The organism is Cryobacterium sp. PAMC25264, assembly GCF_019443325.1.
In the GTDB taxonomy this organism is placed as follows: Bacteria; Actinomycetota; Actinomycetes; order Actinomycetales; family Microbacteriaceae; genus Cryobacterium.
On sequence record NZ_CP080383.1, the window covers coordinates 2,178,828 to 2,201,649 of the forward strand.

21 protein-coding genes are annotated in these 22,822 nt (G+C 70.3%); 15 read left to right on the forward strand and 6 right to left on the reverse strand.

The window, feature by feature from the left end:
- Positions 1 to 560: 560 nt before the first annotated feature.
- The 8 genes from KY500_RS10035 to KY500_RS10070 all read left to right on the forward strand — a co-directional run bounded on the left by KY500_RS10035 (position 561) and on the right by KY500_RS10070 (position 8,052).
- Positions 561 to 2,222, forward strand: a complete 1,662-nt coding sequence (locus KY500_RS10035) for a molybdopterin-dependent oxidoreductase (RefSeq protein ID WP_219900442.1) — start codon at positions 561 to 563, stop codon at positions 2,220 to 2,222.
- Between the two features lie 2 nt (positions 2,223 to 2,224).
- Positions 2,225 to 2,599 carry a TraR/DksA family transcriptional regulator gene (locus KY500_RS10040; RefSeq protein WP_255579151.1) on the forward strand — a complete coding sequence of 125 codons (375 nt, stop codon included), beginning with the start codon at positions 2,225 to 2,227 and terminating at the stop codon, positions 2,597 to 2,599.
- Between the two features lie 101 nt (positions 2,600 to 2,700).
- Complete coding sequence (locus tag KY500_RS10045) at positions 2,701 to 4,140, forward strand: HNH endonuclease signature motif containing protein (RefSeq protein WP_219900443.1); 1,440 nt, start codon at positions 2,701 to 2,703, stop codon at positions 4,138 to 4,140.
- 266 nt (positions 4,141 to 4,406) lie between these two features.
- The gene (locus tag KY500_RS10050; protein ID WP_219900444.1) at positions 4,407 to 5,000 is read left to right on the forward strand and encodes a sulfite oxidase-like oxidoreductase; all 594 of its coding nucleotides are present in this window, start codon (positions 4,407 to 4,409) and stop codon (positions 4,998 to 5,000) included.
- Positions 5,001 to 5,032: 32 nt separating this feature from the next.
- Complete coding sequence (locus KY500_RS10055; protein ID WP_255579152.1) at positions 5,033 to 5,743, forward strand: ferredoxin reductase; 711 nt, start codon at positions 5,033 to 5,035, stop codon at positions 5,741 to 5,743.
- The gene (locus KY500_RS10060) at positions 5,740 to 6,000 is read left to right on the forward strand and encodes a DUF6510 family protein (protein WP_219900445.1); all 261 of its coding nucleotides are present in this window, start codon (positions 5,740 to 5,742) and stop codon (positions 5,998 to 6,000) included. The genes KY500_RS10055 and KY500_RS10060 overlap by 4 nt, the downstream gene beginning before the upstream one ends.
- A 90-nt stretch (positions 6,001 to 6,090) precedes the next feature.
- Complete coding sequence (locus tag KY500_RS10065) at positions 6,091 to 7,269, forward strand: MarP family serine protease (RefSeq protein ID WP_219900446.1); 1,179 nt, start codon at positions 6,091 to 6,093, stop codon at positions 7,267 to 7,269.
- Between the two features lie 84 nt (positions 7,270 to 7,353).
- The gene (locus KY500_RS10070) at positions 7,354 to 8,052 is read left to right on the forward strand and encodes an RNase H family protein (protein WP_219900447.1); all 699 of its coding nucleotides are present in this window, start codon (positions 7,354 to 7,356) and stop codon (positions 8,050 to 8,052) included.
- A gap of 3 nt (positions 8,053 to 8,055) precedes the next feature.
- Here KY500_RS10070 and KY500_RS10075 read toward each other — a convergent pair whose 3' ends face one another.
- On the reverse strand, positions 8,056 to 9,558 hold the full coding sequence (locus KY500_RS10075; protein WP_219900448.1) for a sugar porter family MFS transporter: 1,503 nt from the start codon (positions 9,556 to 9,558) through the stop codon (positions 8,056 to 8,058).
- Between the two features lie 101 nt (positions 9,559 to 9,659).
- Between KY500_RS10075 and KY500_RS10080 the strand changes: the two genes are divergently transcribed.
- Entirely contained in the window at positions 9,660 to 10,559 is a 900-nt protein-coding gene (locus tag KY500_RS10080) for a DUF429 domain-containing protein (protein WP_219900449.1), read from the forward strand.
- On the opposite strand, the gene KY500_RS10085 is transcribed toward KY500_RS10080, so the two are convergent.
- Together KY500_RS10085 and menC are read right to left on the reverse strand one after the other, a co-directional pair.
- The gene (locus tag KY500_RS10085; protein WP_219900450.1) at positions 10,519 to 10,809 is read right to left on the reverse strand and encodes a hypothetical protein; all 291 of its coding nucleotides are present in this window, start codon (positions 10,807 to 10,809) and stop codon (positions 10,519 to 10,521) included. The two genes, KY500_RS10080 and KY500_RS10085, sit on opposite strands and share 41 nt — an antisense overlap.
- Positions 10,810 to 10,855: 46 nt before the next feature.
- Positions 10,856 to 11,965 carry an o-succinylbenzoate synthase gene (gene menC, locus KY500_RS10090; RefSeq protein ID WP_219900451.1) on the reverse strand — a complete coding sequence of 370 codons (1,110 nt, stop codon included), beginning with the start codon at positions 11,963 to 11,965 and terminating at the stop codon, positions 10,856 to 10,858.
- A 77-nt stretch (positions 11,966 to 12,042) separates the two neighbouring features.
- Between menC and KY500_RS10095 the strand changes: the two genes are divergently transcribed.
- Positions 12,043 to 12,990 carry an oxygenase MpaB family protein gene (locus tag KY500_RS10095; RefSeq protein WP_219900452.1) on the forward strand — a complete coding sequence of 316 codons (948 nt, stop codon included), beginning with the start codon at positions 12,043 to 12,045 and terminating at the stop codon, positions 12,988 to 12,990.
- Here the strand turns inward: KY500_RS10095 and KY500_RS10100 are convergent.
- Positions 12,941 to 13,897: a hypothetical protein gene (locus KY500_RS10100; RefSeq protein ID WP_219900453.1), complete on the reverse strand. Its 957-nt coding sequence runs from the start codon at positions 13,895 to 13,897 to the stop codon at positions 12,941 to 12,943. The two genes, KY500_RS10095 and KY500_RS10100, sit on opposite strands and share 50 nt — an antisense overlap.
- An 8-nt stretch (positions 13,898 to 13,905) precedes the next feature.
- A complete protein-coding gene (locus KY500_RS10105) occupies positions 13,906 to 14,526 on the reverse strand; it encodes a MerR family transcriptional regulator (protein WP_219900454.1) in 621 nt (206 codons plus the stop codon).
- Positions 14,527 to 14,614: 88 nt separating this feature from the next.
- Between KY500_RS10105 and KY500_RS10110 the strand changes: the two genes are divergently transcribed.
- Positions 14,615 to 16,126 (forward strand): SulP family inorganic anion transporter, encoded by a 1,512-nt coding sequence (locus KY500_RS10110; RefSeq protein ID WP_370626792.1) that lies wholly within the window; start codon positions 14,615 to 14,617, stop codon positions 16,124 to 16,126.
- 9 nt (positions 16,127 to 16,135) lie between these two features.
- Here the strand turns inward: KY500_RS10110 and KY500_RS10115 are convergent, their stop codons facing one another.
- Entirely contained in the window at positions 16,136 to 17,431 is a 1,296-nt protein-coding gene (locus tag KY500_RS10115; protein ID WP_219900455.1) for a M18 family aminopeptidase, read from the reverse strand.
- A 94-nt stretch (positions 17,432 to 17,525) separates the two neighbouring features.
- Here KY500_RS10115 and KY500_RS10120 point away from each other — a divergent pair, with 94 nt between their 5' ends.
- Genes KY500_RS10120 through KY500_RS10135 form a run of 4 tightly spaced genes read left to right on the forward strand, consistent with a single transcriptional unit; the run spans position 17,526 to position 22,815 of the window.
- Positions 17,526 to 19,409, forward strand: a complete 1,884-nt coding sequence (locus KY500_RS10120) for a hypothetical protein (protein WP_219900456.1) — start codon at positions 17,526 to 17,528, stop codon at positions 19,407 to 19,409.
- On the forward strand, positions 19,406 to 20,140 hold the full coding sequence (locus KY500_RS10125) for a glycosyl hydrolase family 65 protein (protein ID WP_219900457.1): 735 nt from the start codon (positions 19,406 to 19,408) through the stop codon (positions 20,138 to 20,140). The genes KY500_RS10120 and KY500_RS10125 overlap by 4 nt, the downstream gene beginning before the upstream one ends.
- 9 nt (positions 20,141 to 20,149) lie before the next feature.
- Entirely contained in the window at positions 20,150 to 20,629 is a 480-nt protein-coding gene (locus tag KY500_RS10130; RefSeq protein ID WP_219900458.1) for a PPOX class F420-dependent oxidoreductase, read from the forward strand.
- Complete coding sequence (locus KY500_RS10135; RefSeq protein WP_370626793.1) at positions 20,626 to 22,815, forward strand: DEAD/DEAH box helicase; 2,190 nt, start codon at positions 20,626 to 20,628, stop codon at positions 22,813 to 22,815. The genes KY500_RS10130 and KY500_RS10135 overlap by 4 nt, the downstream gene beginning before the upstream one ends.
- Positions 22,816 to 22,822 lie beyond the last annotated feature (7 nt).

A 22,822-nucleotide genomic window follows, 5' to 3' on the forward strand; every position in this document is an offset into this window, starting at 1 on the left:
CCGAGCGGAATTCGGGCGTGGCGGGGACGTCAGGTCTGGGATGCAGGGAGGTCATCCGTCTCTCTTTCGATTCCGGATTCGCATCCGGGGTTCGCGAACGGGATCTCGGGCGAGGTTCGCGGTGCTAGTGCGGAACGCAGGCGTGATCGGGATCAGTCACTGGTGGGGCCGAGGAGCTGAGCGCACACGGAGAAGACCGTTCAGACACACCGGAATGAGGCGTCTGGAGGGGCAGCGAACGTCATCGGCCGTGAATCGCGGGTTCTATCGAGATCGGGATCCGACAGGATCAGGATGCGAATGGAGCGGCGAGGAGCCCAAGAGCGGCGGAGACGATGAACGGGGAGGTCGGGTTCGACCGTTCGTCGTGGCGGGTAGGTAGTCACGGTACGACGAGAAGCAGCGCCCTGCCAAGGTGATCCCCGAACGTTCTTGAGTTCGTAACACAGCTGTAATCCGCACCGTCGCATCGGCTCCCCCGTGGCTCTGTAAGGGTTCCGTAAGGGTGATCCGACGCGCACCCCTGCTCATCTCCCAGCGTGCGAATCTATGCTGAAGCCATGCCCAGCCCGTCGTCTCCCCCGTCGTCCCCGGTTCCGGCCGGTGAAGCCAGCCCCGCACGGGCCGCCGCACCTGACCGTGGACCGACCGGACTCGCCGCCCTGGCCGGGTTGGCCGCCGTTCTGGCCGGATTCGGCCTGGCCGAATTCGCCGCCGGACTGATCGCTCCCGGCGCCAGTCCTGTGCTCGTCGTCGGCGCGCTCCTGATCGACCTCGCGCCTGCCTGGGTGAAGGAACTGGTGATTTCGCTGTTCGGCACAGCCGACAAGGTGGCGCTGATCGTCTTCATCGCACTGGTCGCGGCGGTGTTCGCCGGCCTGGCCGGCATCCTGGAGTACCGCAGGGCACCGTTCGGTCGGTTCGTGGTCGTGGCCGCGGGGCTCGTGGCCCTTCTCGCCGCCCTCACTCGCGCCGGCGCCTCACCGTTCGACGCGGTGCCGCCGGTTCTGGCGATGGTGGTGGCCGCCGTGGTGCTCACTCTGCTCACGAACCGGTTGCGGGCGAGCGTGGAACCGTTCGCGAGTGCTGCCGCCGCGTCGCTGCGGACCGGCCGCGCCACATCCGTCACCCCGGCGGCCGCGTCGCGCGCTGCCATGGACCGGCGGCGGTTTCTGGCCTACACCGGCGCCGGCGCCGGGATCGGCGTGATCTCGGCGATCGCCGGGCAGCTGATGACCGCCGGCACCCGGGCCGCGGATGCCGCGCGGGCGCTGTTCACCCTGCCGGCGCCAGCCGTGCCCGGCAAGCCCATTCCGGCCGGGGCGTCGTTCGACATCGACGGCCTCTCGCCGATCATCACCCCCAACGCGGACTTCTACCGCATCGACACCGCCCTGGCGGTGCCGCGCATCGACCCGTCCACCTGGACGTTGAAGATCAGCGGCCTGGTCGAGAACGAGGTGCAGATCGACTTCGCCGAGCTGCTCGCCCTGCCGCTGGAGGAAAGCACGACCACGCTCACCTGCGTGTCGAATTACGTGGGCGGCGACCTGATCGGCAACGCGGTCTGGCTCGGCTACCCGATCCGTGAGCTGCTCGCCCGGGCCGTGCCGCTCGCCGAGGCCGACATGGTGCTTTCTCGCAGTCAGGACGGCTGGACGGCGAGCACTCCGATCGAGGCGCTCACCGACGACCGCAACGCGATTTTCGCGGTGGGCATGAACGGCGACCCGCTTCCGCTCGAACACGGCTACCCGGTGCGGATGGTCGTGCCCGGTCTCTACGGGTACGTGTCGGCCACCAAGTGGGTCACCGAGCTCGTGGTGACCCGGTTCGACACGGAGACGGCCTACTGGACCAGCCGCGGCTGGTCCCAGAAGGGTCCGGTGAAGCTGTCCTCCCGGGTCGACGTGCCCCGGGACAACGCGACAGTATCCGCGGGGACCGTGACGGTCGCCGGGGTTGCGTGGAGCCAGCACGTGGGCATCTCCGCCGTGGACGTGCAGGTTGACGACGGCGACTGGAACGCGGCCACGCTGGCCGACGCGATCTCGGTGGACACCTGGCGCCAGTGGCGCTGGGACTGGCCGGCCACCGCGGGTTCGCACACCCTGCGGGTGCGCGCCACCGACACCAACGGCGAGGTGCAGACCAGCAAGACCGCCGATGTGGTGCCGGACGGCGCCACCGGGTTGCATCAGATCAGCGTCTCGGTGTCCTGATCGTGACCGGACCGGTGCTCAGCCCGGCCGATCTGGCCCACTTCGCCGGGCTGCTGCGGCAGCGCCGCGCCGAGCTGGAGGGTGAGCTGGCCCGGCAGGGCGCGAGCCTGGCCGATGTGCGCGCGGCACGCAGCGGGGCGGATGCCGATGACGAGCACGATCCGGAGGGCCCGACGCTCTCGGACGAGTGGTCTTTGCGGGCCGGCGTGCACGCCGAACTCACCGCATCCCTGGCCTCCATCGACGCGGCCCTCGGCCGCATCGACGACGGCAGCTACGGGATCTGTCTCCGCCGGGGCGAGCCGATCGGGCGGGATCGCCTTCAGGCCCGTCCGGCTGCCGAGCTCTGCATCGACTGCGCCCGGGAGCAGGGCTGATGCCAGAGCCGCCCCTCCTCCACAGTCGGCCAGCTTTTCGGTTTGTCTACCGCTGATTCATTGGGATGCAGGGTGTCAGTGGCTGGTGCTTCACTGTCCCTATGGCCACCTCGAATGCCACACCAGACAGCGCCCCGGATGACTACGCGAACCCCGTCGCGGACGCCATCAGCGCGGTGATCGACCCGCTGATCGAGAACGAAAAGGTCATCGCGGCCGCGTACGCGGAGCGCGTCCGGCTCCTGGCCGAGTTGGACGGGCTCGGGCACGACCGGTGGATCATCGCCGGCCTCGCCGGTGACCCGATCGAGTCCGGCCGGGACGACCCCGACACGCAGGCGCACGGTCCAGCGTGGGACGACGTTGAGCTGGCCCGCCGGGCGATGGCCGCCGAGGTCGGTTGCGCGTTGCGGATGCACTTCCAGACCGCGGGCATGATGATCTGCGACGCCGCCCGGCTCACGGAGCAGCTACCGCGGTTCCACCGGGCGTTGGCGGAGGGCCGGATCGGTTGGGGCCATGTGATGAAGATGCTCGACGTCACCGCCGCCCTGCCCGTGGACCTGCCCGAGCATGTGCTGCCGAAGCTCGAAGAGACGACGTTGACGGCGGCGGAGAAGCTCACCCCGGGTAAGTTTGCCAGGGTCGCCCGGGAACTCCTGGAAGCCCTGTACCCGATCCCGCTGCAGGACCGGGTCAACGCCGGCATCCGCGAACGCCGCGTGGTGCTCCGCCCCGACGCCAACGGGATGTCCTGGTTGAACGCGTACCTGAAAGCCGACGAAGCCCACGCGATCTACGAACGCCTCACGCAGATCGCCAAGACCCTCAACGACGACAACAACGCGACACCCGAGCCAAACCCACCAACGAACATGGACGCGGCGGCGGTACCGGTCGTCTGTCGCACCCGCGACCAACGTCGCGCGGACGCCTACCGCGACTTGCTCCTGGACGGCATCGGAGCCGACGGAAAACTCGGCCGCGGCATCCGCGGCACCGTGAACATCACCGTCCCGGTGCTCACTCTTCTTGGCCAGAGCGACCAACCGGCCATCCTCGACGGCTACGGACCGATCGACCTGGAGACCGCCCGTCGGCTCACCGGCACCGCGACGAGTTTTACTCGCATCCTCACCCACCCACACACCGGCTGCATCCTCTCCGTCGACCGCCACTCGTACACCCCACCAGCCGATCTTCGCCGGTACGTGCAGATCCGCGACAACACCTGCCAAACCCCCGGCTGTAACCGGCAAGCCGTGCACAGCGAGATCGATCACACCCAAGCCTGGAACGCCGGCGGCCCCACCAGCGCCGGCAACCTCGTCAGCCTGTGCCGGCCCGACCACAGGCTCAAACACCAAAGTAGTTTCACAACCCGCCAAGCCCCCGACGGCACCCTCACCTGGACCACTCCCGGCGGCAAAACCTACACGAACCCCCGCGCCCACGACCTCGTCCGCGCTGCCCTCCAGCGGCCCGCCTCGCCTCCGCAACCTCCCCCGCGATCGGTGAGCGAAGAACCACCGCCGTTCTGACAATCGCACTCCGACGCTGGCCGAATCGGCGCGAAGCGACTAAAACTTGAGGCATGACCGATCCGCGGACGCCCGGCACCCGAGCCCTGGGTCCTGCCCGAGACCTCTGGGTGATCCGTTTTGCACCGACGGCCGCGCGAACGACCTCACCGAGTGGTGGATGGATCAAGCGAAAGACTCCGACACGAACTGACCCCCGGATGGACCACAGGCCACCCGTCCAATAGGCTGCCGACAACCACCTTCACGGACCGAAAGGAATCCCCATGGGAATCGTCTCCCCCGGCTTCTTCGGTCGCCGCCGCCGCGACGATCCGGCGCTGCCGCCTGGCCAGTACCTCACCGAGAGCTTCCCGGTCCTCTCCGCCGGACCCACCCCGCGCATCACGCCGCTCGAGTGGGAGTTCACCATCACGACCGAGACGGGCCAGGTGCACCGGTGGAACTGGGATGAGTTTCTCGCCCTGAAACAGGATGACGTGACCCGCGACATCCACTGCGTCACGAGCTGGTCGAAACTGGGCACCAGCTGGCGGGGCGTCTCGATCGACACACTCTTCGAATCGGTCGAATCCGACGCCGAGTTCACCATGGCGCACTCCTATGGCGGCTACACCACCAACGTTCCCCTCGACGACCTGCTCGGCGGCAAGGCCTGGATCGCTCACCAGTTCGACGGCGAGGCCCTGGAGCCCGCCCACGGCGGCCCCGCCCGCCTGTTGGTGCCGCACCTGTACTTCTGGAAGAGCGCCAAGTGGGTGCGCGGACTGGAGCTGCTGAACCAGGACGAGCCCGGTTTCTGGGAGAGCAACGGGTACCACATGTACGGCGACCCCTGGCAAGAACAGCGCTACTGGTGAGAACCGGTTGGAATGTCGCGGAGGTGATCGAGGTGACCCAGGAGACCCGTACCGCCCGCACCCTGCGCCTGCGGCTGCCCGGCCTCACCTCGCACCGGCCCGGTCAGCACGTTGACGTGCGTCTCACCGCCCCCGACGGCTACACCGCCGTGCGGTCCTATTCGGTGGCGTCCGCACGACCGGGCGACGAGCTCGAACTCACCGTCGAGGAACTCTCCGACGGTGAAGTCTCGCCCTACCTGGTGCATCAGGTCGCCGTCGGTGACCAACTCGAGGTGCGCGGTCCCGTCGGCGGCTGGTTCGTCTGGGACCCTGCCGACCCCTCCCCCGTACAGCTCATCGCCGGCGGGTCCGGTGTGGTGCCGCTCATGGCCATGGTTCGGGCGCACGCCGCCGCGGGGTCAGCCCCCGGATACGAGGCCCCGTTCCGGCTGCTCTACTCGGTACGGAGCCCCGACTCCGCCTATTACGGGCCCGAGCTGGGCGACCTGGCGCAGCCGCCGATCTTGACCGTGGACTACGTGTATACCCGTGTGGCGCCAGCCGGCAGCCTCACCCCGCCCCGCCGCTTGGATGCACCCACACTGCTGGCGTCGATCATCCCCGTCTCTCAGAATCCGGCGTTTTTCATCTGCGGGGCCACGGCCTTCGTCGAGAGCGTCTCCGACTGGCTCGTTCAGGCCGGGTACCCGGCGGAGAGAATCAAGACCGAGCGATACGGCGGAACCGGGGTCACGCCGTGAGCGGCTACCTCGACGGAAACGCCGCCGCTGGAGCGCTCTCCGAGGTTTTTGTCGGCGACATCACGACAGCGCTGGGTCGGTGCGCACACTGCGGCCGTACCGGTGCGATGGCCACGACCCGGTGTTACCTCGATCCGCACGGGCTCGTACTGCGCTGCCCCGGCTGCGCCGAAGTGCTGTTGCGCCTGGTGGAGGGCGACGGGCAGCTGCGACTCGACCTGCGCGGTGTCAGCTTCCTCACGCTCACGCGCCCCTAGCGGCCAATGCGCAGATTGTCCGCCTAGGCTCGTCACACAGCCCTCGCACCGCGTCCAGCCCGCGCGAGGCCGAACAGCTACGGAGCGTGCATGCAGGGTTCGGCAATCCTCGACGTGATCCTGGTGATCCTTCTCGTCTCCAGCCTGGTGGCCGGGTACCGCAGCGGACTCATCGGCAGCATCAGCGGCATCCTGGGCCTGGTGGCCGGCGCCGTGGCCGCCTACTTCGTCGTGCCCCTTGTGCCCACCTGGGTGTCCGCCGTCGAGTGGCGCACGCCGGCGTCCATCGCCTCCGCGCTGGTGCTCGTCATCGTCGGTCTCACGGTCGGCGAGGCCATCGGGCTGGCCCTGCGCCGCCGCACGCCCCGCAAGCTGCGCGGCGTCGACAGGCTCTTCGGCGCCGTCATCGGCGTCGCCGCGGCCGCCGCGGTCATGTCCATGGTCGCCTTCAGCGTGGGCGCCCTCGGCATCCCGGTGCTCACCTCCGCCATCGCCTCCTCCGGCGTGGTGCGCACCATCGACTCGGTCACACCGGATCCCGTCAAGAGCTTCCTCGCGCAACTGCGTTCCACCGTCGTCGACGACGGTCTGCCCCGCATCACGGATGCGTTCGGCGGGCAGAGCCCCACCCTGCCCCAGGCCCAGCTGGACAACGCCGCCCTCGACACGGCGGCCCAATCAGTGCTGCGCATCACGGGGAACGCGGTGGCCTGCGGGCAGAGCCAGTCCGGCTCCGGGTTCGTCGTCGCGCCCGAGCGCGTGCTCACCAACGCGCACGTCGTCGCCGGTGTCACCGAGGCCGTCGTCGAGGTACCGGGGGCGGGTGCGCTGACCGGTGAGATCGTCTACTTCGACCCGGTTGACGACCTGGCGCTCATCAGTGTGCCCGGGCTCACCGCCGCTCCGCTGACCCTGCAGGGCGACCTCCCGGTGGATGCCGAGGCCGTCAGCCTCGGTTACCCGTTCGGCGGACCGTTCGACTCCGACCCGGCCCGGGTGATATCGGTGGCCTCGGTGCTCGTCGCCGACATCTACGGCCAGTCCCCCACTGAGCGTTCCGTCTACACCCTCGCCGCCGATGTACAGCAGGGCGAATCGGGCGGGCCGCTGCTCAGCGACGGCGGCCAGGTGGCCGGCGTGATCTTCGCCAAGGCCGCCAACACCGCCAACGTGGGCTACGCCCTGGCGATGGACGAGGTCACCCCGGTGGTCGACCAGGCCGGCAGCCTGTCCGCCGCGGTCAGCTCCGGCGCCTGCATCCAGGGCTGAACCGGTCTGCCGCCGGGCGCACAGGCAGGGTGTGGTGGCCGCCGAGCGGGAGTGACGACTGCCGCAGCCTGACAGACTGGATCCATGACTATCACCGCCGCCGCAGACGGATCCGCCCTCGGAAACCCCGGGCCCGCCGGCTGGGCCTGGTACATCGACGACAACAACTGGGCCGCCGGCGGCTGGAAGCACGCCACCAACAACCAGGGTGAGCTCAAGGCCGTCCTCGAACTGTTCCGCGCCACCGCGCACGTTGACGACGACCTGCTCGTGCTCTGCGACAGCCAGTACGTGATCAACTCGGTGACCAAGTGGATGCGCGGCTGGAAGGCCAAGGGCTGGCGCAAGGCCGACGGCAAGGCCGTGATGAACCTCGAGCTGTTACAGGAGATCGACGAGGCCCTCGTGGGCCGCCGGTACCGGTTCGAATGGGTGAAGGGCCACGCCAACCACCCGCTCAACGAGGCCGCGGACTCGCGCGCCCGGGCGGTCTCTGAGGCGTATCAGCGGGGCTCCGCGATCCCCACCGGTCCGGGCTTCGTGGCCGGCGGACCGGCACCGGCCGTACCCAAAGCGGCACCGGCGAAGGCGGCACCGGCGAAGGCCGCACCCGCGACGAGCGCAGCCCCCCGCGCATCCGTCGATCTGGGCCTGTTCGACCTGGAGGTCGATCGGCCGCACTCGGTGCAGGTGGCGCTCAGCACCGAGGAGCTCGCCCGGCTCACGCGCCGGGCGAGCACCCGCGGCGTCAGCCCCGAGGAACTGCTCCGCGACCTGATCTGACCGTCAGGCGCGGGCGGTGTTCTTCTGCGCCGCCTTCTTGGCCGCGTTCTTGGGCGGCAGCAGGGTGTTGGCCTCGTCGAGCGACATTCCGTTGGTCTCGGGCACCTTGGTGAGCACGAAGAGGAACGACAGCCCGGCGAAGAGGGCGTACATGCCGTAGGTGAGCGGCAGGGACAGCGCTGCCATGGGCGGGAACGTGACCGTGATCAGGAAGTTCGCGATCCACTGTGCGGCAGCGGCCAGGCCGAGCGCCTTGGCACGGATGGTGTTGGGGAAGATCTCACCCAGCAGCACCCAGACGACCGGACCCCACGAGGCGCCGAAGGAGATCACGAAGACGTTCGCCGCGACGAGGGCGATCGGGCCCCAGGCGCCGGGCAGGGCGAGTTCGCCGTCTGTCATGACTGACTGGCTGAACGCGATGGCCATGGTGGCCAGTGACACGGTCATGCCGATGGAGCCGGTGAGCAGGATGGGCCGGCGGCCGATCCGGTCGACCAGGGCGATGGCCACCAGGGTGACCAGGATGTTCGTGACCGACGTGGCCACCGAGATGGCCAGCGAGCTGGACTCCTCGAAGCCCACGGCGCTCCACAGGGTGGTCGAGTAGTAGAAGATCACGTTGATGCCCACGAACTGCTGGAACACCGACAGGGTGATGCCGATCCAGACGATGGGCTTGAGGCCGAAGACCGGTCCGCGCAGCGTGCCGGTGCGCTTGGCCTTGAGGTCCTCGTCGATCGACTTCTTCATGTCGCGGATCTCCCGGTCCACGTCGCCGTTCGGCCAGACCTTGGCGAGCACCTCGCGGGCCTTCGGCTCCTTGTCGTGCAGTACCAAGTACCGCGGCGACTCCGGCAGCAGGAGCGCGATCACGCCGTAGATGAGCGCCGGGATGGCGCTGACCAGGAACATCCAGCGCCAGGCCTCCAGACCCCACCAGAAGATCTCGCTGGCCCCGCCGGCCGTGGTGGCGAACACGGCGTCGGAGAGCAGGGCGGCGAAGATGCCGATGGTGATCGCCAGCTGCTGCAGCGAGCCGAGGCGACCGCGCATCTGCCGGGGCGAGATCTCGGCGATGTAGGCCGGGGCGACCACGGAGGCCAGCCCGATGCCGACACCGCCGAGCACCCGCCAGACGATGAGGTCGACGACGCCGAAGGCGAGCCCGGAACCCACCGAGCTGGCGAAGAAGACGATCGCGCCCACGAGCATCACGGGGATGCGTCCGAACCTGTCGGCCAGGCGTCCGCCGAGGAAGGCTCCGGTCGCGGCGCCGAGCAGGGCGCTGGCCACGGCGAAACCGGTGATGGCCTCGGTGAGGCCGAATTGGCCCTTGATGGCTTCGACCGCGCCGTTGATCACGGAGGAATCGAATCCGAAGAGGAAGCCGCCGAACGCACCGGCGATGGCCAGCGCGATGACCTTCCGGTTCGTGCCGGGGGCAACCCCGGACTGATTACCTGTTGACGGCCCGTTTCCTGACGGTTTCGTCGTCTTGCTCATTGCCAATTCTCCCGTGTTCGCTGGTGATGCTGTCCTGTGGGCAGCCTGAAGAGCCTACGCCTGCTCTTCCCGTGTTCATCGCCGCATGCTATCTATGAGCCATGACGCGATTCCTCGGGGTGGATCTGGCTTGGGCGGAAGGCACGGCGACGAAACCGGCGAACGAGAGCGGGCTGGCGTGCATCGACGAGACCGGCCGGGTGCTCGACGCGGGGTGGGCGCGCGGGATCGACGAGGTCGTTCACTGGGTGCAGTCCGTGGCCGAACCCGGGTCGGTGTTGGCGGTGGATGCGCCGTTGGTGGTGAACAACCCGGCCGGCATGCGGGACTGCGAGAAGGAGACCGGCTCCCGGTACGGCCGCTGGAAGGTGTCGGCCAACGCCTCGAACCAGGCTCTGCCGCGACTGGGCGGCGTCACCCTGCGCGGCCGGCTCGAACAGCTCGGCTGGGCCTACACCGACGGGCTCGACCCGGTCGCCGCGCACACGTCGAGTTTCTTCGAGTGCTATCCGTACACGACCCTGGTGGGCGCCGCGGAGTTCGGCTACGACGCCGTGCGGCCGCGGTACAAGCGGATGGGGTCGGCGTTGCCGATAGTCGAACGCCGAGCCGCCAGGGCCGTCGTGTGCGACGACCTCATCGAACGGATGTGGCGACTCGGCACGGCCACTCCCCCGCTGGACCTGAGCACACACGAGGCCACCGACCGGTTGGTGACCGAGCCGACGCCCCTTTCCGATGCGGCGTACAAGCACCGCGAGGATCTCATCGACGCCCTGCTGAGCGCCTGGACGGCCTCGCTCTGGCACCGGCACGGTGTGGCGCGCAGCCAGGTGCTCGGCGCGGCCGACCCGCTGGTGGTCGACGGCCGCCGGGGCACCATCATCGCGCCGGCCCGGCCGGAGCAGCGCCGCGGCGAGGACCGGGAGCGGGCGATAGCGCTGGCAGCGACCGCGGGTGTCAGCGCACCGGCAGCCAGCGCCCCTTCACCCGTTCGGTGACCAGCCAGGTCACCGGGGCGGCCACCCGCCGGGTCGTCGCCACGACGTGCTCCCCGATGGCCAGCGCCAGGTCGCCGTCGTCGGCGGTGAACCGCACGGTGGCGCGGGCCGAGCCGGCCACCACGGCCAGGTCGGAGGCCTCAACGCTCGTGAGTTCCGCGGCGGCGGCGGCGGCAGCGGGCAGCACGGCATCCGGCCGCACCCCCGGCTGCAGGGCCCCGATGGTCATGGTCACACGATACGACGGCATCAGCCCAGCGTAGGGCCGGCGCCGGATGCCCACGAGAGGCTGCGAGCTAGAAGCGGATGTCCTGCCGGGACCTGGTCACCGTCGCCAGGACGTCGGGCAGCACCTCGACCCCGGTGCCCGGTCCGGTGGGTACCCGCAGGTGCCCGTCCTCGAGCACGAACGGGGCCGTGAGGTCCTGGGCGTAGTACCGGTCGGATGCCGAGGTGTCGCCGGGCAGCACGAAGTTCGGCAGGCCAGCCAGCGCCACATTCGCGGCGCGGCCGATACCCGTCTCGAGCATCCCGCCGCACCAGACCGGTACGCCGTGCGCGGCCGCGACGTCGTGGATGCGCCGGGCCTCCAGGTAGCCGCCCACCCGCGACGGCTTGACGTTGATGATGCTGCAGGCGCCGAGGCGGATGGCCGCCGCCGCGTCCGCCGCCGACTCGATCGATTCGTCCAGGCAGACCGGGGTCTGGATGATCCGGGCCAGGGCCGCATGGCCGAGCAGGTCGCGTTCGTTCAGGGGCTGCTCGATCAGGAGCAGGTCGAACGGGTCCAGCCTGGCGAGGTGCCGGGCGTCCGCGAGGGTGTAGGCGGTGTTGGCGTCCACCTGCAGCAGCAGCTCGGGGCCGAACCGCTCCCGCACGGCGCGCACCGGGGCGAGGTCCCAACCCGGCTCGATCTTGAGCTTGATGCGCAGGTAGCCCTGCGCGAGGTAGCCGGTCACGGCCTCCAGCAGCTCGTCGAGCGAGTCCATGATGCCCACCGAGACGCCGGCCGGCACCCTGTCGTGGACCGCGCCGAGGTAGCCGCCGAAGGACTGCCCGGCCGTGCGCAGTTGGGCATCCAGGATCGCGGCCTCGAGCACGGCCTTGGACATCTGGTGGCCCTTCACCGGGGCGAGGGTGCGGCCGACGAGCTCGGCCGTGAGAGCATCGCCCGCGGCCTGCAGCCGGGGTATCAGGTGGTCGCGAATGACCAGGTCGCTCGCGTCGATGAACTCCGAGCTGTAGAGCGGGCGCACCTCGGCTGCGCACTCGGCCCAGCCCTCCGCATCGGCCGTCGACACGTGCACCAGGGTGATCTCGCGTTCGGTGATCGTGCCGAACGAGGTGCGGAACGGCCGCACCAGCGGCAGGCTCACGCGGCGCAGCTCGATGTTCTCGATTCTCATGAGCGGAGTCTAGCCAGACGGAATTTGGGGGCGCATCCCCAGCCATCCGCCCGGATGCGTCGATTAGGGTTCGAAGAATGAGTCGTTTTGCAGAGAGCAGGGTGGCCCGGGGCTTCGTGAACAGTTGGCGGTCGCACCTGCTGGTCACCCTCTCGGGCAATGACGAGGGCCGACCGGCCTGGGTGGGCACGATGGAGAAGGGCGACGACGCCGGCTTCTTCGGACCGGGGTCGGCCTCCTGGGCCGTGCACGGCGGCATGGCCACCATGGTCGCCGGAATCCGCGCGCTGCTTATGCAGACCTTGCACCCTGGCGCCATGGCGGGTGTGCACGACTGGTCGCGCTACCGGGAGGACCCGCTCGGCCGGCTCAGCGGCACCATCCAGTGGCTGGTCACCGTGACCTTCGCCGCCACCGAGCAGGCCGAGCAGGAGTCGGGGCGGGTGGGGAAGTTCCACGCCAGGGTCGCGGGCCGCTACGTCGACGCCCGCGGCGTCGAACGGGAATACTCGGCCGGCGACCCCGAGCTCTTGTCCTGGGTGCATGTGGTCTTCACCGACGCCTTCCTGGCCAGCCACCGGCTCTGGGGCGGCCCGATCCCCGGCGGCGCCGACGCCTACGTGCGGGAGTGGGCCACGGCCGGCGAGCTCGTGGGGGTGCAGGACCCGCCCCGCTCGGACGCCGAGCTCGCCGCGCAGCTGAACGCCTTTTCCGGCGCCGGTGTGCTGATGGGCGGCGACCGTGTCGCCGAGGCGGTGCGATTCATCCGCAAGCCACCGCTCCGACGTGGCATGCTGCCGTTCTACCGCATCATGTTCGCCGGCGCCGTGGCCTCGATCCCGGTGGAGTACCGGCGGATGCTGGGCCTGCGCCGCAGCCCGTTCCCGGTGGTGTGGGCCACGGGCGCCGTGCTCGGCCTGGTGCGCGTGCTTCTCGGCGCCTCCTCGACCTCCGAAGACGCCGCCCGCGCCCGGATCAGCCGCCTGGAGTCCGCCGGTTCGGTTGCAGGTTCGGCCGGAGCGTGACCGCGGTGGCGAGGGCCGCGGCAGCCACCAGGGCGGCCCCGAGGGCGAGAACCAGACCGCTCGGCCGCACGATCGACTCACCGGCGAGGGCCTGGCCGGTCACCAGCACCAACACCCCCAGGTAGAGACCCACCAGCACCCGCAGAACACCGCGGCGGGCGAGCGGATGCGCCAGCAGGGTGATCCGTCGTCCCAGGACTTCCAGCAGCAGGGCCACCAGCGGCAGCACCTGCAGGGCGTGCATGCCCACGAAGTGCGGGATCCGCAGGTCACCGGCCACCGTGCTCCAGCCGAGCACCGGCAAGCCGGGCCCGCCATCGGCGACCCCCACGGTGTGCGCGCCCACGATGCCCTGGTAGTCGTCGAGCTGGGTCGCGGTGGGCCCGGTCATCAGGAAAGCCAGGCCCATGCCGACGAGGGCGATGATCAGGCCGGAGCGGACGGCCAGGGCCCTGGCCGGGTCACCGAGGTCGGCACGGAACAGCAGAACCGCGATGGGCACCGCGGCGACCCAGACCGTGACGATCGATGCCGCCATCACCGACCACAGGGCCGCGTGGAACGGGGTCGAGACGTTGAAGTGGCTCGTGAGGCCGCCGGCCGCGGCGCCCACGATGATCACCATCTCCACGAGCAGGAAGACCGCGGCCGCCGTGCCGGCCCACCAGGCCAGGCGACGACGGCGAGCGAACGTGCCGGGCAGCAGCCCGATCAGCCAGGACAGGGTCACCGCGTAGATGCCCACCGAGAGCGCGAACTTGAGCGGCTTGGCCCAGAGCGGCGCGCCCGTGACCGTGCGTGGATCGACGAAGAGGCCGATGAGTGCGACGACAGCGAGGCCGGCCATGGCCAGGGCCAGCCAGAGCAGCGGGCGATGCCAGCGGATGGCCGGGGGCGCGGGGGTCATGGCGGTGCTCATCGCGGGCCTGGCGCGTAACGCGTCGAGGTGACGTGCTCCTGGGCGGCCCGACGCAGCCCGGCGAAGAGGGCGTCGCCGAGCACGGTGCCGATGACCACCATCTCGGTCTTCGACTCGCGGTCGTCTCGGACGTCGATCTCATCGAGGTCGGCCTCAGCCACGGCGAGCGCCGCCGCCGCATAGCCGGGCACCCAGCCGCTGAGGTCGGGCTGGCCGAGCTCGGCGAAGGTCTGCAGCACCCGGGCCGCGGCCAGCCGGCCGGGGTTCTCCGGTGACACGTGCCATCCGCTCAGCACCTCGTCGACCTGGGCAACGGCGTCGGCCGAGAGGGTGGCCGGGTCGATCAGCGGCGACACCGTGCGCTGGGCGACGTCGAAGGTGTGCGCGAGGCCCAGGTCGGAGTCGATGGCATCGATCACCTCGTGGGCATCGGCGACGCTGAGGCCGCCCACCTCGAGCAGCCCCCGGATGACGCGCAACCGGCGCAGGTGCTCTGGCCCGTACAGCGATTGGTTCGGGCCGCTCCTCTCCCCCGCCGGCAGCAGTCCCTCCCGGAGGTAGTACTTGATGGTTGCCACGGGAATCCCGCTCGTGGCGCTCAGCTCTGCCATTCTCATACGGATAGTGTAACTATCCGATAGTGTCACTGTCTATAGCTGAGATCGGCGACTCGGCGCATCCGGCCCCTGCGATTACAGTTGCACAGTGCCCCAACGCCCCACCCCCGCCACCAGCTCCGCCACCGCGTCCATCCCCACCCCGCCCACCGTGCGTGCCACGCTGCGCAGCCCGAAGGCGCTCAGCGTCGAGGTGCTCGCCGGCGTCGTGACCACCCTGGCGCTCATCCCCGAGGTGATCTCGTTCTCGATCATCGCCGGAGTCGACCCCAAGGTCAGCCTCATCGCCTCCGTCGTGCTGGCCGTGTCGATGTCGTTCCTCGGCGGCCGCTCGGCCATGATCACGGCCGCGGCCGGCGCCGTCGCCCTCGTGGTCGCCCCGCTCGTGAAGGACCACGGCGTCGAGTACCTGCTGCCCGCGGTGCTGCTGGCCGGACTCGTGCAGATCCTCTTCGGTGTCACGGGCCTGGCCCGGCTGATGCGCTTCATCCCCCGGTCGGTGATGATCGGCTTCGTCAACGCGCTGGGCATCCTGATCTTCGTCGCCCAGGTGCCGCATCTCGTGAACGTGCCCTGGCTGGTCTACCCCCTGTTCGCCCTCACAGTGCTGATCGTGCTCGGCCTGCCCCGGTTCACCAAGGTCGTGCCCGCGCCCCTCGTGTCCATCGTGGTCGTCACCGCGATCGCCATGCTCGCCCACCTCGCCGTGCCCACCGTCGGCGACCAGGGCGACGTCTCCGGCGGTCTGCCCGGCATCACCCCGCTCCTCGTACCGCTGAACCTGGAGACCCTGCAGATCATCTGGCCCACCGCCCTGAGCGTCGCGTTCGTGGGACTGGTGGAGACCCTCCTCACCGCCAAGCTCGTCGACGACATCACCGACACCCGCTCGGCCAAGGGCCGGGAGGCCTGGGCCCTCGGCATCGCCAATATGCTGGCGGGACTCTACGGCGGCATCGCCGGCTGCGCCATGATCGGCCAGACCGTCGTGAACGTGAAGCTCGGCCGGGCCCGCACCCGCATCTCCACCTTCGTCGCGGGGGTCTTCCTGCTGCTGCTGGTCACCGCGCTAAGCGGCCTCATGGAGCAGATCCCCATGGTGGCCCTAGCGGCCGTGATGATGATCGTGGCCATCACCACCGTCAACTGGCACAGCGTGCGCCCGGCGACGCTCAAGCGGATGCCCGTGCCCGAGACCGTCGTGATGGTCATCACCGTCGCCGTCGTCGTGGCCACCCACAACCTGGCCATCGGCATCGCGGCGGGCGTGGTGCTGGCCATGGTGCTCTTCGCCCGGCGGGTGGCGCACGTAGTGACGGTGGAGCGGGTTCTCGCCGGCGATGGCCTGTCGGTGCGCTACGCGGTGAGCGGCCCGCTGTTCTTCGGCAGCAGCAACGACCTCGTCGAGCAGTTCTCCTACGGTGTCGATCCCGCGGTGGTCGACGTCGACCTCGCCCAGGCGCAGATCTGGGACGCGTCGACGGTGGCCGTGCTCGACTCGGTGGAGACCAAGTACCGCCAACACGGCGCCACCGTCACCTTCCACGGGCTCGACGAGCGCAGCCGGGCCATGCACGGCCGGCTCACCGGGCAGCTGTAGAGCGAGCGGCTACGCCCCGGCGAAGAAGGCCGTGATCGCCGCGGAGAGCGAGAACGGGTCGTTCACGTGCGCCAGCTCCCTGGCCGAGTGCATCGACAGCAGCGGCACACCCACGTCCACGGTGCGGATGCCCAACCGGGTGGCGGTGAGCGGCCCGATGGTGGAGCCGCAGGGCACCGTGTTGTTCGAGACGAACTCCTGGTACGGCACGCCGGCGGCGGCGCTGCAACGCGCCCAGAGGGCCGCGCCCGCCGCATCCGTGGCGTAACGCTGGTTGCCGTTGATCTTCAGCAGCGGGCCCCGCCCGGCCAGGGGCAGGTTCGCCGGGTCGTGCCGCTCCGGGTAGTTGGGGTGCACCGAGTGGCCGGCGTCGGCCGAGACGCACCAGGAGTCGGCGAAGGCGCGCAACCGCTCGGACACCGTGGCGCCGAGGTCGTCGCCGATACGGCTGAGGATGTCCTCGAGCATCGGCCCGCTCGCGCCGGAGCGGGACTGCGATCCGAGCTCCTCGTGGTCGAAGGCCGCCAGGACGCTGATCGCCTCGTCGTTCTCGGAGACCTCGAGCAGGGCGGTGAGGCCGGCGTGCACCGAGGTGAGGTTGTCCATCCGCCCGGCGGCGAACAGCTCGTTGTCGAGCCCGAACCGGGCCGGCGGGTTGGTGTCGGCGGTGAGGATGTCGTAACCGGCGACATCGGCGCCGTCCACCCCGGCGAGCGCGGCGAGGTGCCCGATCAGGTCGGCCTGGCGCAGGTCGCCCACGCCGAAGACCGGGTTGAGGTGCCGCTGCCGGTCGAGGCTGAGCGCCTCGTTGGCGGTGCGGTCCAGGTGCACGGCCAGCTGCGGGATGCGCAGGAACGGGCCGGTGCGCACCAGGTGCTCCACCCCGTCGGTGGTGACCAGTCGGCCGGCGAGTTCGAGTTCCCGGTCGAGCCAGGAGTTGGCCAGCGGCCCGCCGTAGACCTCCACGCCGACCTGAAGCCAGCCGTAGGAGCCGGTGGTGGGCTTGGGCTTGAGCTTGAACCCGGGCGAGTCGGTGTGCGCGCCGAGGATGCGGAACGGTGTGGTGGGCTGCGCCCCGGTGGGCTGCACCCACGCGACGATGGCGCCGTCCCGCACCACGTAGTACCGGCCGGCGCGGCCGGGGCCCCGGCCAGGGTCGACCTCCGACCAGTCGTCGGCCTCGTCGCGCCGCACAAATCCGGCGGCGTCCAGCCGGCTGGCCGCCTCTGCGGCCGCATGGTAGGACGAGGGCGACGCCGTGATGAAGCCCGCGAGGTCGTCGATGTATGCCGAAAGCGAAGTCATTCCTCTATCCTCTCGCAGCTTGGCCGGCCGCACCTCGACAAGGTGCCTCAGTGGTGCAACTCTCAGGAGCGTGAGGGCATGACTGGAGGCTGACTTGTACGAAACGGACCCGTGGGTGCTCTGCTTCGACGGGTTCGACCCCGCCGCAGAGGGCCACCGCGAGGCCCTCTGCACGCTGGGCAACGGCTATTGGGGTACCCGGGGTGCCGCGCCGGAGGCCCGCACCGATGCCGTGCACTACCCCGGCACCTACCTCGCCGGGGTCTACAACCCGCTGAGCACCGAGGTGCACGTCGGCGAGGCCGTCGGCGACGTCCTCAGCGACACCCTCGGCACGGCCGGCGGGCCGGGCATCCGCACCCCGTTCGAACCTCCGGCCGAGGGCCCGGCGCCGGGCGGGCGGGCCGCCCACGTGCGGAACGACGAACACATGGTGAACGCGCCGAACTGGCTCCCGCTCTGGTTCCGCACCGGCGGCGGCCCCGGCAGCAGCAGCGTGGGCGACTTCTCCGCCCCCGACTCGGGCTGGTTCCATCCGGAGAGCGCCGAGTTGCTCGAGTACCGCCAGGAACTGGACCTGCGCCGGGGCCTGCTCACCCGGGTGCTGCGCTATCGCGACACCCGCGGCCACGTCACCCGGGTGCAGAGCCGCCGCTTCGTCTCGCAGGCCTCCCCGCACGTCGCCGTGCTCGAGACCACCTTCACGGCGGAGGACTGGTCGGGGCCGCTCACCGTGCGCTCGGCCATCGACGGGCGGGTCGCCAACCGCAACGTGGCCGCCGACAGGCTGCTGGCCCACCTGCACCTGATGCCGCGCACGGCCCGCGAGCTCAACGAGGACTCGGTGCTCCTCGAGGTCGAGACGACCCGGTCGGGCATCCACATCGCCATGGCCGCCCGCACCCGGGCCTACGCCGGCACCGGCGCCGGGCAGGTGCGCCTCGAACCCGCACGCCGGTTCCTCACCGACTCCAGCCGCTGGGTTGCGCACGAGTTCGACCTCGCCCTCGAACGAGGTGTTCCGCTGCGGGTCGAAAAGGTCGTGGTGGTCAGCACCTCCCGGGACCGGGCCGTGGTCTCGGCGCCCACGGCCGTGGCTACCTGGCTGGCGCGCATCGATGAACCGGCCTCTCTGCTGGCCGCGCACGAGCGTGAATGGCAGATCCTCTGGGACGAGTTCGCGGTGCACCTGCACAGCGGGGCGCACCAGTCGCTCGCGCTCAACCTGAACACCTTCCACGTGCTCCAGACCGTGGCCGCGGTGGATGCCGACCTCGACGCGGGCGTTCCCGCCAGGGGCCTGCACGGCGAGGGCTACCGCGGGCACGTGTTCTGGGACGAGGTGTTCGTCTACCCCATACTCACCCTGCGGCGGCCCGACCTCAGCCGGGCGCTGCTCGGGTACCGGTACCGGCGGCTCGGCGAGGCCCGGGCTGCAGCCAGGGCGGCCGGGCACGAGGGCGCGCGCTTCCCCTGGCAGAGCGGCATCGACGGGCGCGACGTCACCCCCACCGAACTGTTCAACCCTCGCACCAACCGGTGGATGCCCGACCACTCCGGCCTGCAGCACCACGTGGGACTTGCCCTGGCCTACAGCGTCTGGGGGTACTACCAGGCCACCGGGGACGTCGACTACCTCATCGAGCAGGGTGCCGAGCTGCTGCTGGAGATCGCTCGGCTCTTCGCGAGCCTCACCGAGTACGACGAGACCGACGACCGCTACGACATCGGCGGCACCATGGGGCCCGACGAGTTCCACGACGGCCTCCCCGGGCACCCCGGCGAGGGCCTGCGGAACAACGCGTACACGAACATCTTCGCCGCGTGGGTGCTGCGCCGGGCCGTGGACACCGTCGCCCTGCTCGAGGGCCGCTCCTGCCGGCCGCTCTGGAACCGGCTGCGGTTGCGCCCGGACGAGGTGGACACCTGGGAGACCATCGGCCGCCGGCTGCGGGTGCCCTTCCACTCCGACGGGTGATCAGCCAGTTCGAGGGCTACGAGGACCTTCCCGAACTGGATTGGGAACGGTACCGGGCCCAGTACGGCGCCCACGACGGGTCGCTCGGGCGCCTAGACCTGATCCTCAACGCCGAGGGTGACAGCACCAACAACTACCGGGTCGCCAAGCAGGCCGATGTGCTCATGCTGCTCTACCTGTTCTCCGCCGAGGAGCTGCGGGAGCTGGTCGAGGAGCTCGGCTACTCGCTCTCGGCCGACCTGATCCGGCGCACCGTGGACTTCTACCGCCAACGGTCCACGCACGGATCTACGCTGAGCAACGTCGTGCACTCCTGGGTGGACGCCCGTGCCGACCGGGAACGGTCCTGGACCTCGCTCTGCAAGGCGCTGGACAGCGACATCGGCGACATCCAGGGCGGCACCACCCACGAGGGCATCCACCTGGGCGCGATGGCCGGCTCCGTCGACATGGTCGTGCGCTGCTACACGGGCCTGGAGATCCGGGACGACATGCTCTGGTTGCACCCGGCGCTGCCCACCCAGCTGGACAAGATCGCCTTCGGCATCAACTACCGGGAGCAGCCGATCCGCCTGGAGGTCACTGCGGGCAACCTGCGGTTGCAGCTGCCCAGTGGTGGGGCGCAGTCGATCAGGGTGCGGGTCGAGGGCCGCCAAGCGCAGCTCTACCCTGGCCAGACCCAGGACTTCCTGCTCAGCGGACCAGAAGGCGCTGTCAGCGGCCCCCGTTAGCCTGAGGGCATGGCCAGAAATATCGCGACCTCCACCACCGTCCCCCTGTCCGAGATGCTCGCGTTCGTGCGCCCCCGGCACCGGATGCTCCTGGCCACCACCCGCAGCGACGGCCGGCCGCAAATGTCGCCGGTCTCCGGCGGGGTCGACGACGAGGGCCGCATCGTGATCTCCTCGTATCCGTCGCGAGCGAAGACCCGCAACGCCGAACGTGACCCGCAGACCTCGGTGCTGGTGCTCTCGGACGAGTGGGACGGCGCCTGGGTGCAGGTGGACGGCACGGCCGAGATCCTCCACATGCCCGAGGCCGGCGACGGCCTGGTCGACTACTTCCGCTGCATCGCCGGCGAGCACCCGAACTGGGACGAGTACCGGGAGGCCATGATGCTGCAGAACAAATCGCTCATCCGCATCACGCCCACCAGGTGGAGCCCGGTCTCCTCCGGAGGCTTCCCGGCCGACGTCGCAGCCCGGCTCGACGCGCTGTGACTGACGGCACTGTGACCGGCAGCTCCGTGACCAGCAGCTCCGTGACGGCGACCAGGACCGCCGCCCTCGAGATCCTGCGCACCCTCGTCGGCCGGCCGGATGCCGACTTCCACGAGGGCCAGTACGAGGCCATCGAAACGCTCGTCGACCACCGGCGCCGCGCCCTCGTGGTGCAGCGCACCGGTTGGGGCAAGTCGGCGGTCTACTTCGTAGCCACCCTGCTGCTTCGCCGTCAGGGCGCCGGTCCCACCATCTTGGTGTCGCCACTGCTGGCCCTCATGCGCGATCAGGTGGCCGCCGCCGCCCGGGCCGGCGTGCGCGCCGTGTCGATCAATTCCGCCAACGCACACGAGTGGACCGACGTGCTCGCCGCGCTTCGCGCCGACGAGGTCGATGTACTGCTGGTCTCTCCCGAGAGACTGAACAACCCGTCCTTCCGCGACGAGCAACTGCCGGCGCTGCTCGAGCGGGCCGGCCTGCTCGTGGTCGACGAGGCACACTGTATCTCCGACTGGGGCCACGACTTCCGGCCCGACTACCGGCGGCTGCGCGACCTCATTGCGGCCATGCCGGCCGGGGTTCCGGTGCTCGCCACCACGGCCACAGCCAACAGCCGGGTGGTGACGGATGTGGCAGAGCAGCTGGTCTCGACAAGCTCGACCCAAGCGACAGGCTCGACCAGCGAAAAGACCGACGTCGTCACCATCCGCGGCCCGCTCGCCCGCGCGTCGCTGCGCCTCGGCGTGCTGCGGCTGCCCGACTCCCGGGCCCGGCTGGCCTGGCTGCTCAGCCACCTGGCCGAGCTACCCGGCAGCGGCATCATCTACACCCTCACGGTCTCCGCCGCCGAAGACACCGCCCGGCTGCTGCGGGAGGCCGGGCACGCCGTACGGGCCTACACCGGCCAGACCGACACCACCGAACGCGAGGAGTCCGAGGGGCTGCTCAAGGCCAACCAGGTGAAGGCCCTCGTGGCCACGAGCGCACTGGGCATGGGATTCGACAAGCCCGACCTGGGCTTCGTGCTGCACCTGGGCGCCCCCAGCTCCCCCGTCGCCTACTACCAGCAGGTGGGTCGCGCCGGCCGCGCCACCGAGAACGCCGACGTGCTGCTCTTACCCGGGGTGGAGGACGAGGCGATCTGGCAGTACTTCGCGACGTCGTCGATGCCCAGCCAGAACAAGGCCGAGGCCGTCCTGGCCGCGCTGCACGCCCACGGCGGCGCCCCACTGTCGACCCCGGCCCTCGAGGCCCGGGTAGACCTGCGCCGCTCCCCGCTGGAGCTGCTGCTCAAGGTTCTCGACGTGGACGGCGCCGTGCGCCGGGTCAGCGGCGGCTGGGTGGCCACCGGGCAACCATGGGTCTACGACCGGGACCGGTACGAACGCATCGGCGCGGCCCGCCGTGCCGAGCAGAACGCCATGCTCGACTACGAACGCATCACCGGTTGCCGCATGGAATTCCTGCAGCGCGCCCTCGACGACGACACCGCCGTGCCCTGCGGCCGCTGCGACAACTGCACAGCGCCCTGGTATCCCACCGATGTGTCGGCCTCGGCCGCGAACACCGCCGGGTCGGCGCTCGACCGGGTGGGCGTGGCTCTCGACCCCCGCGCCCAGTGGCCCACGGGAGCCGACCGGCTGGGCGTGAGTGCCAAGGGTCGCATCGACCCTGGAGACCGGATCCTCGGCGGTCGTTCGCTCGCCCGGCTCACCGACCTGGGCTGGGGCAACACCCTGCGCGACGTGTTCGCGCCCGGCACCCCTGATGCGCCCGCCTCGGCGGCGCTCACGGCTGCCTGCGTACGGGTCCTCGCCGAATGGGGCTGGGCCGAGCGGCCCGTGGGCGTGGTGGCCATGCCGTCGCGTTCGCATCCGCAGCTCGTGGCCTCGGTGGCCGCCGAAATCAGCCGGGTGGGCCGGCTGCCCCTCCTGGGCTCCCTGGACCTGGTCGGGACGGGACCGACGGGCGACTCGGGCGGCAACAGCGCCTACCGGCTCTCCAGCGTCTGGGGCGGCTTCGAGGTGGGCGCAGAGCTCGCCGCGAGACTCGCCGTGGCCACCGGTCCGGTGCTGCTGGTCGACGACCTCGCCGACAGCCGTTGGACCCTCACGGTGGCCGGGCGGCTGCTGCGGCGCGCTGGGGCACCCGCCGTGCTCCCGTTCACGCTGGCACTGCGGTCGTAAGGCAGGT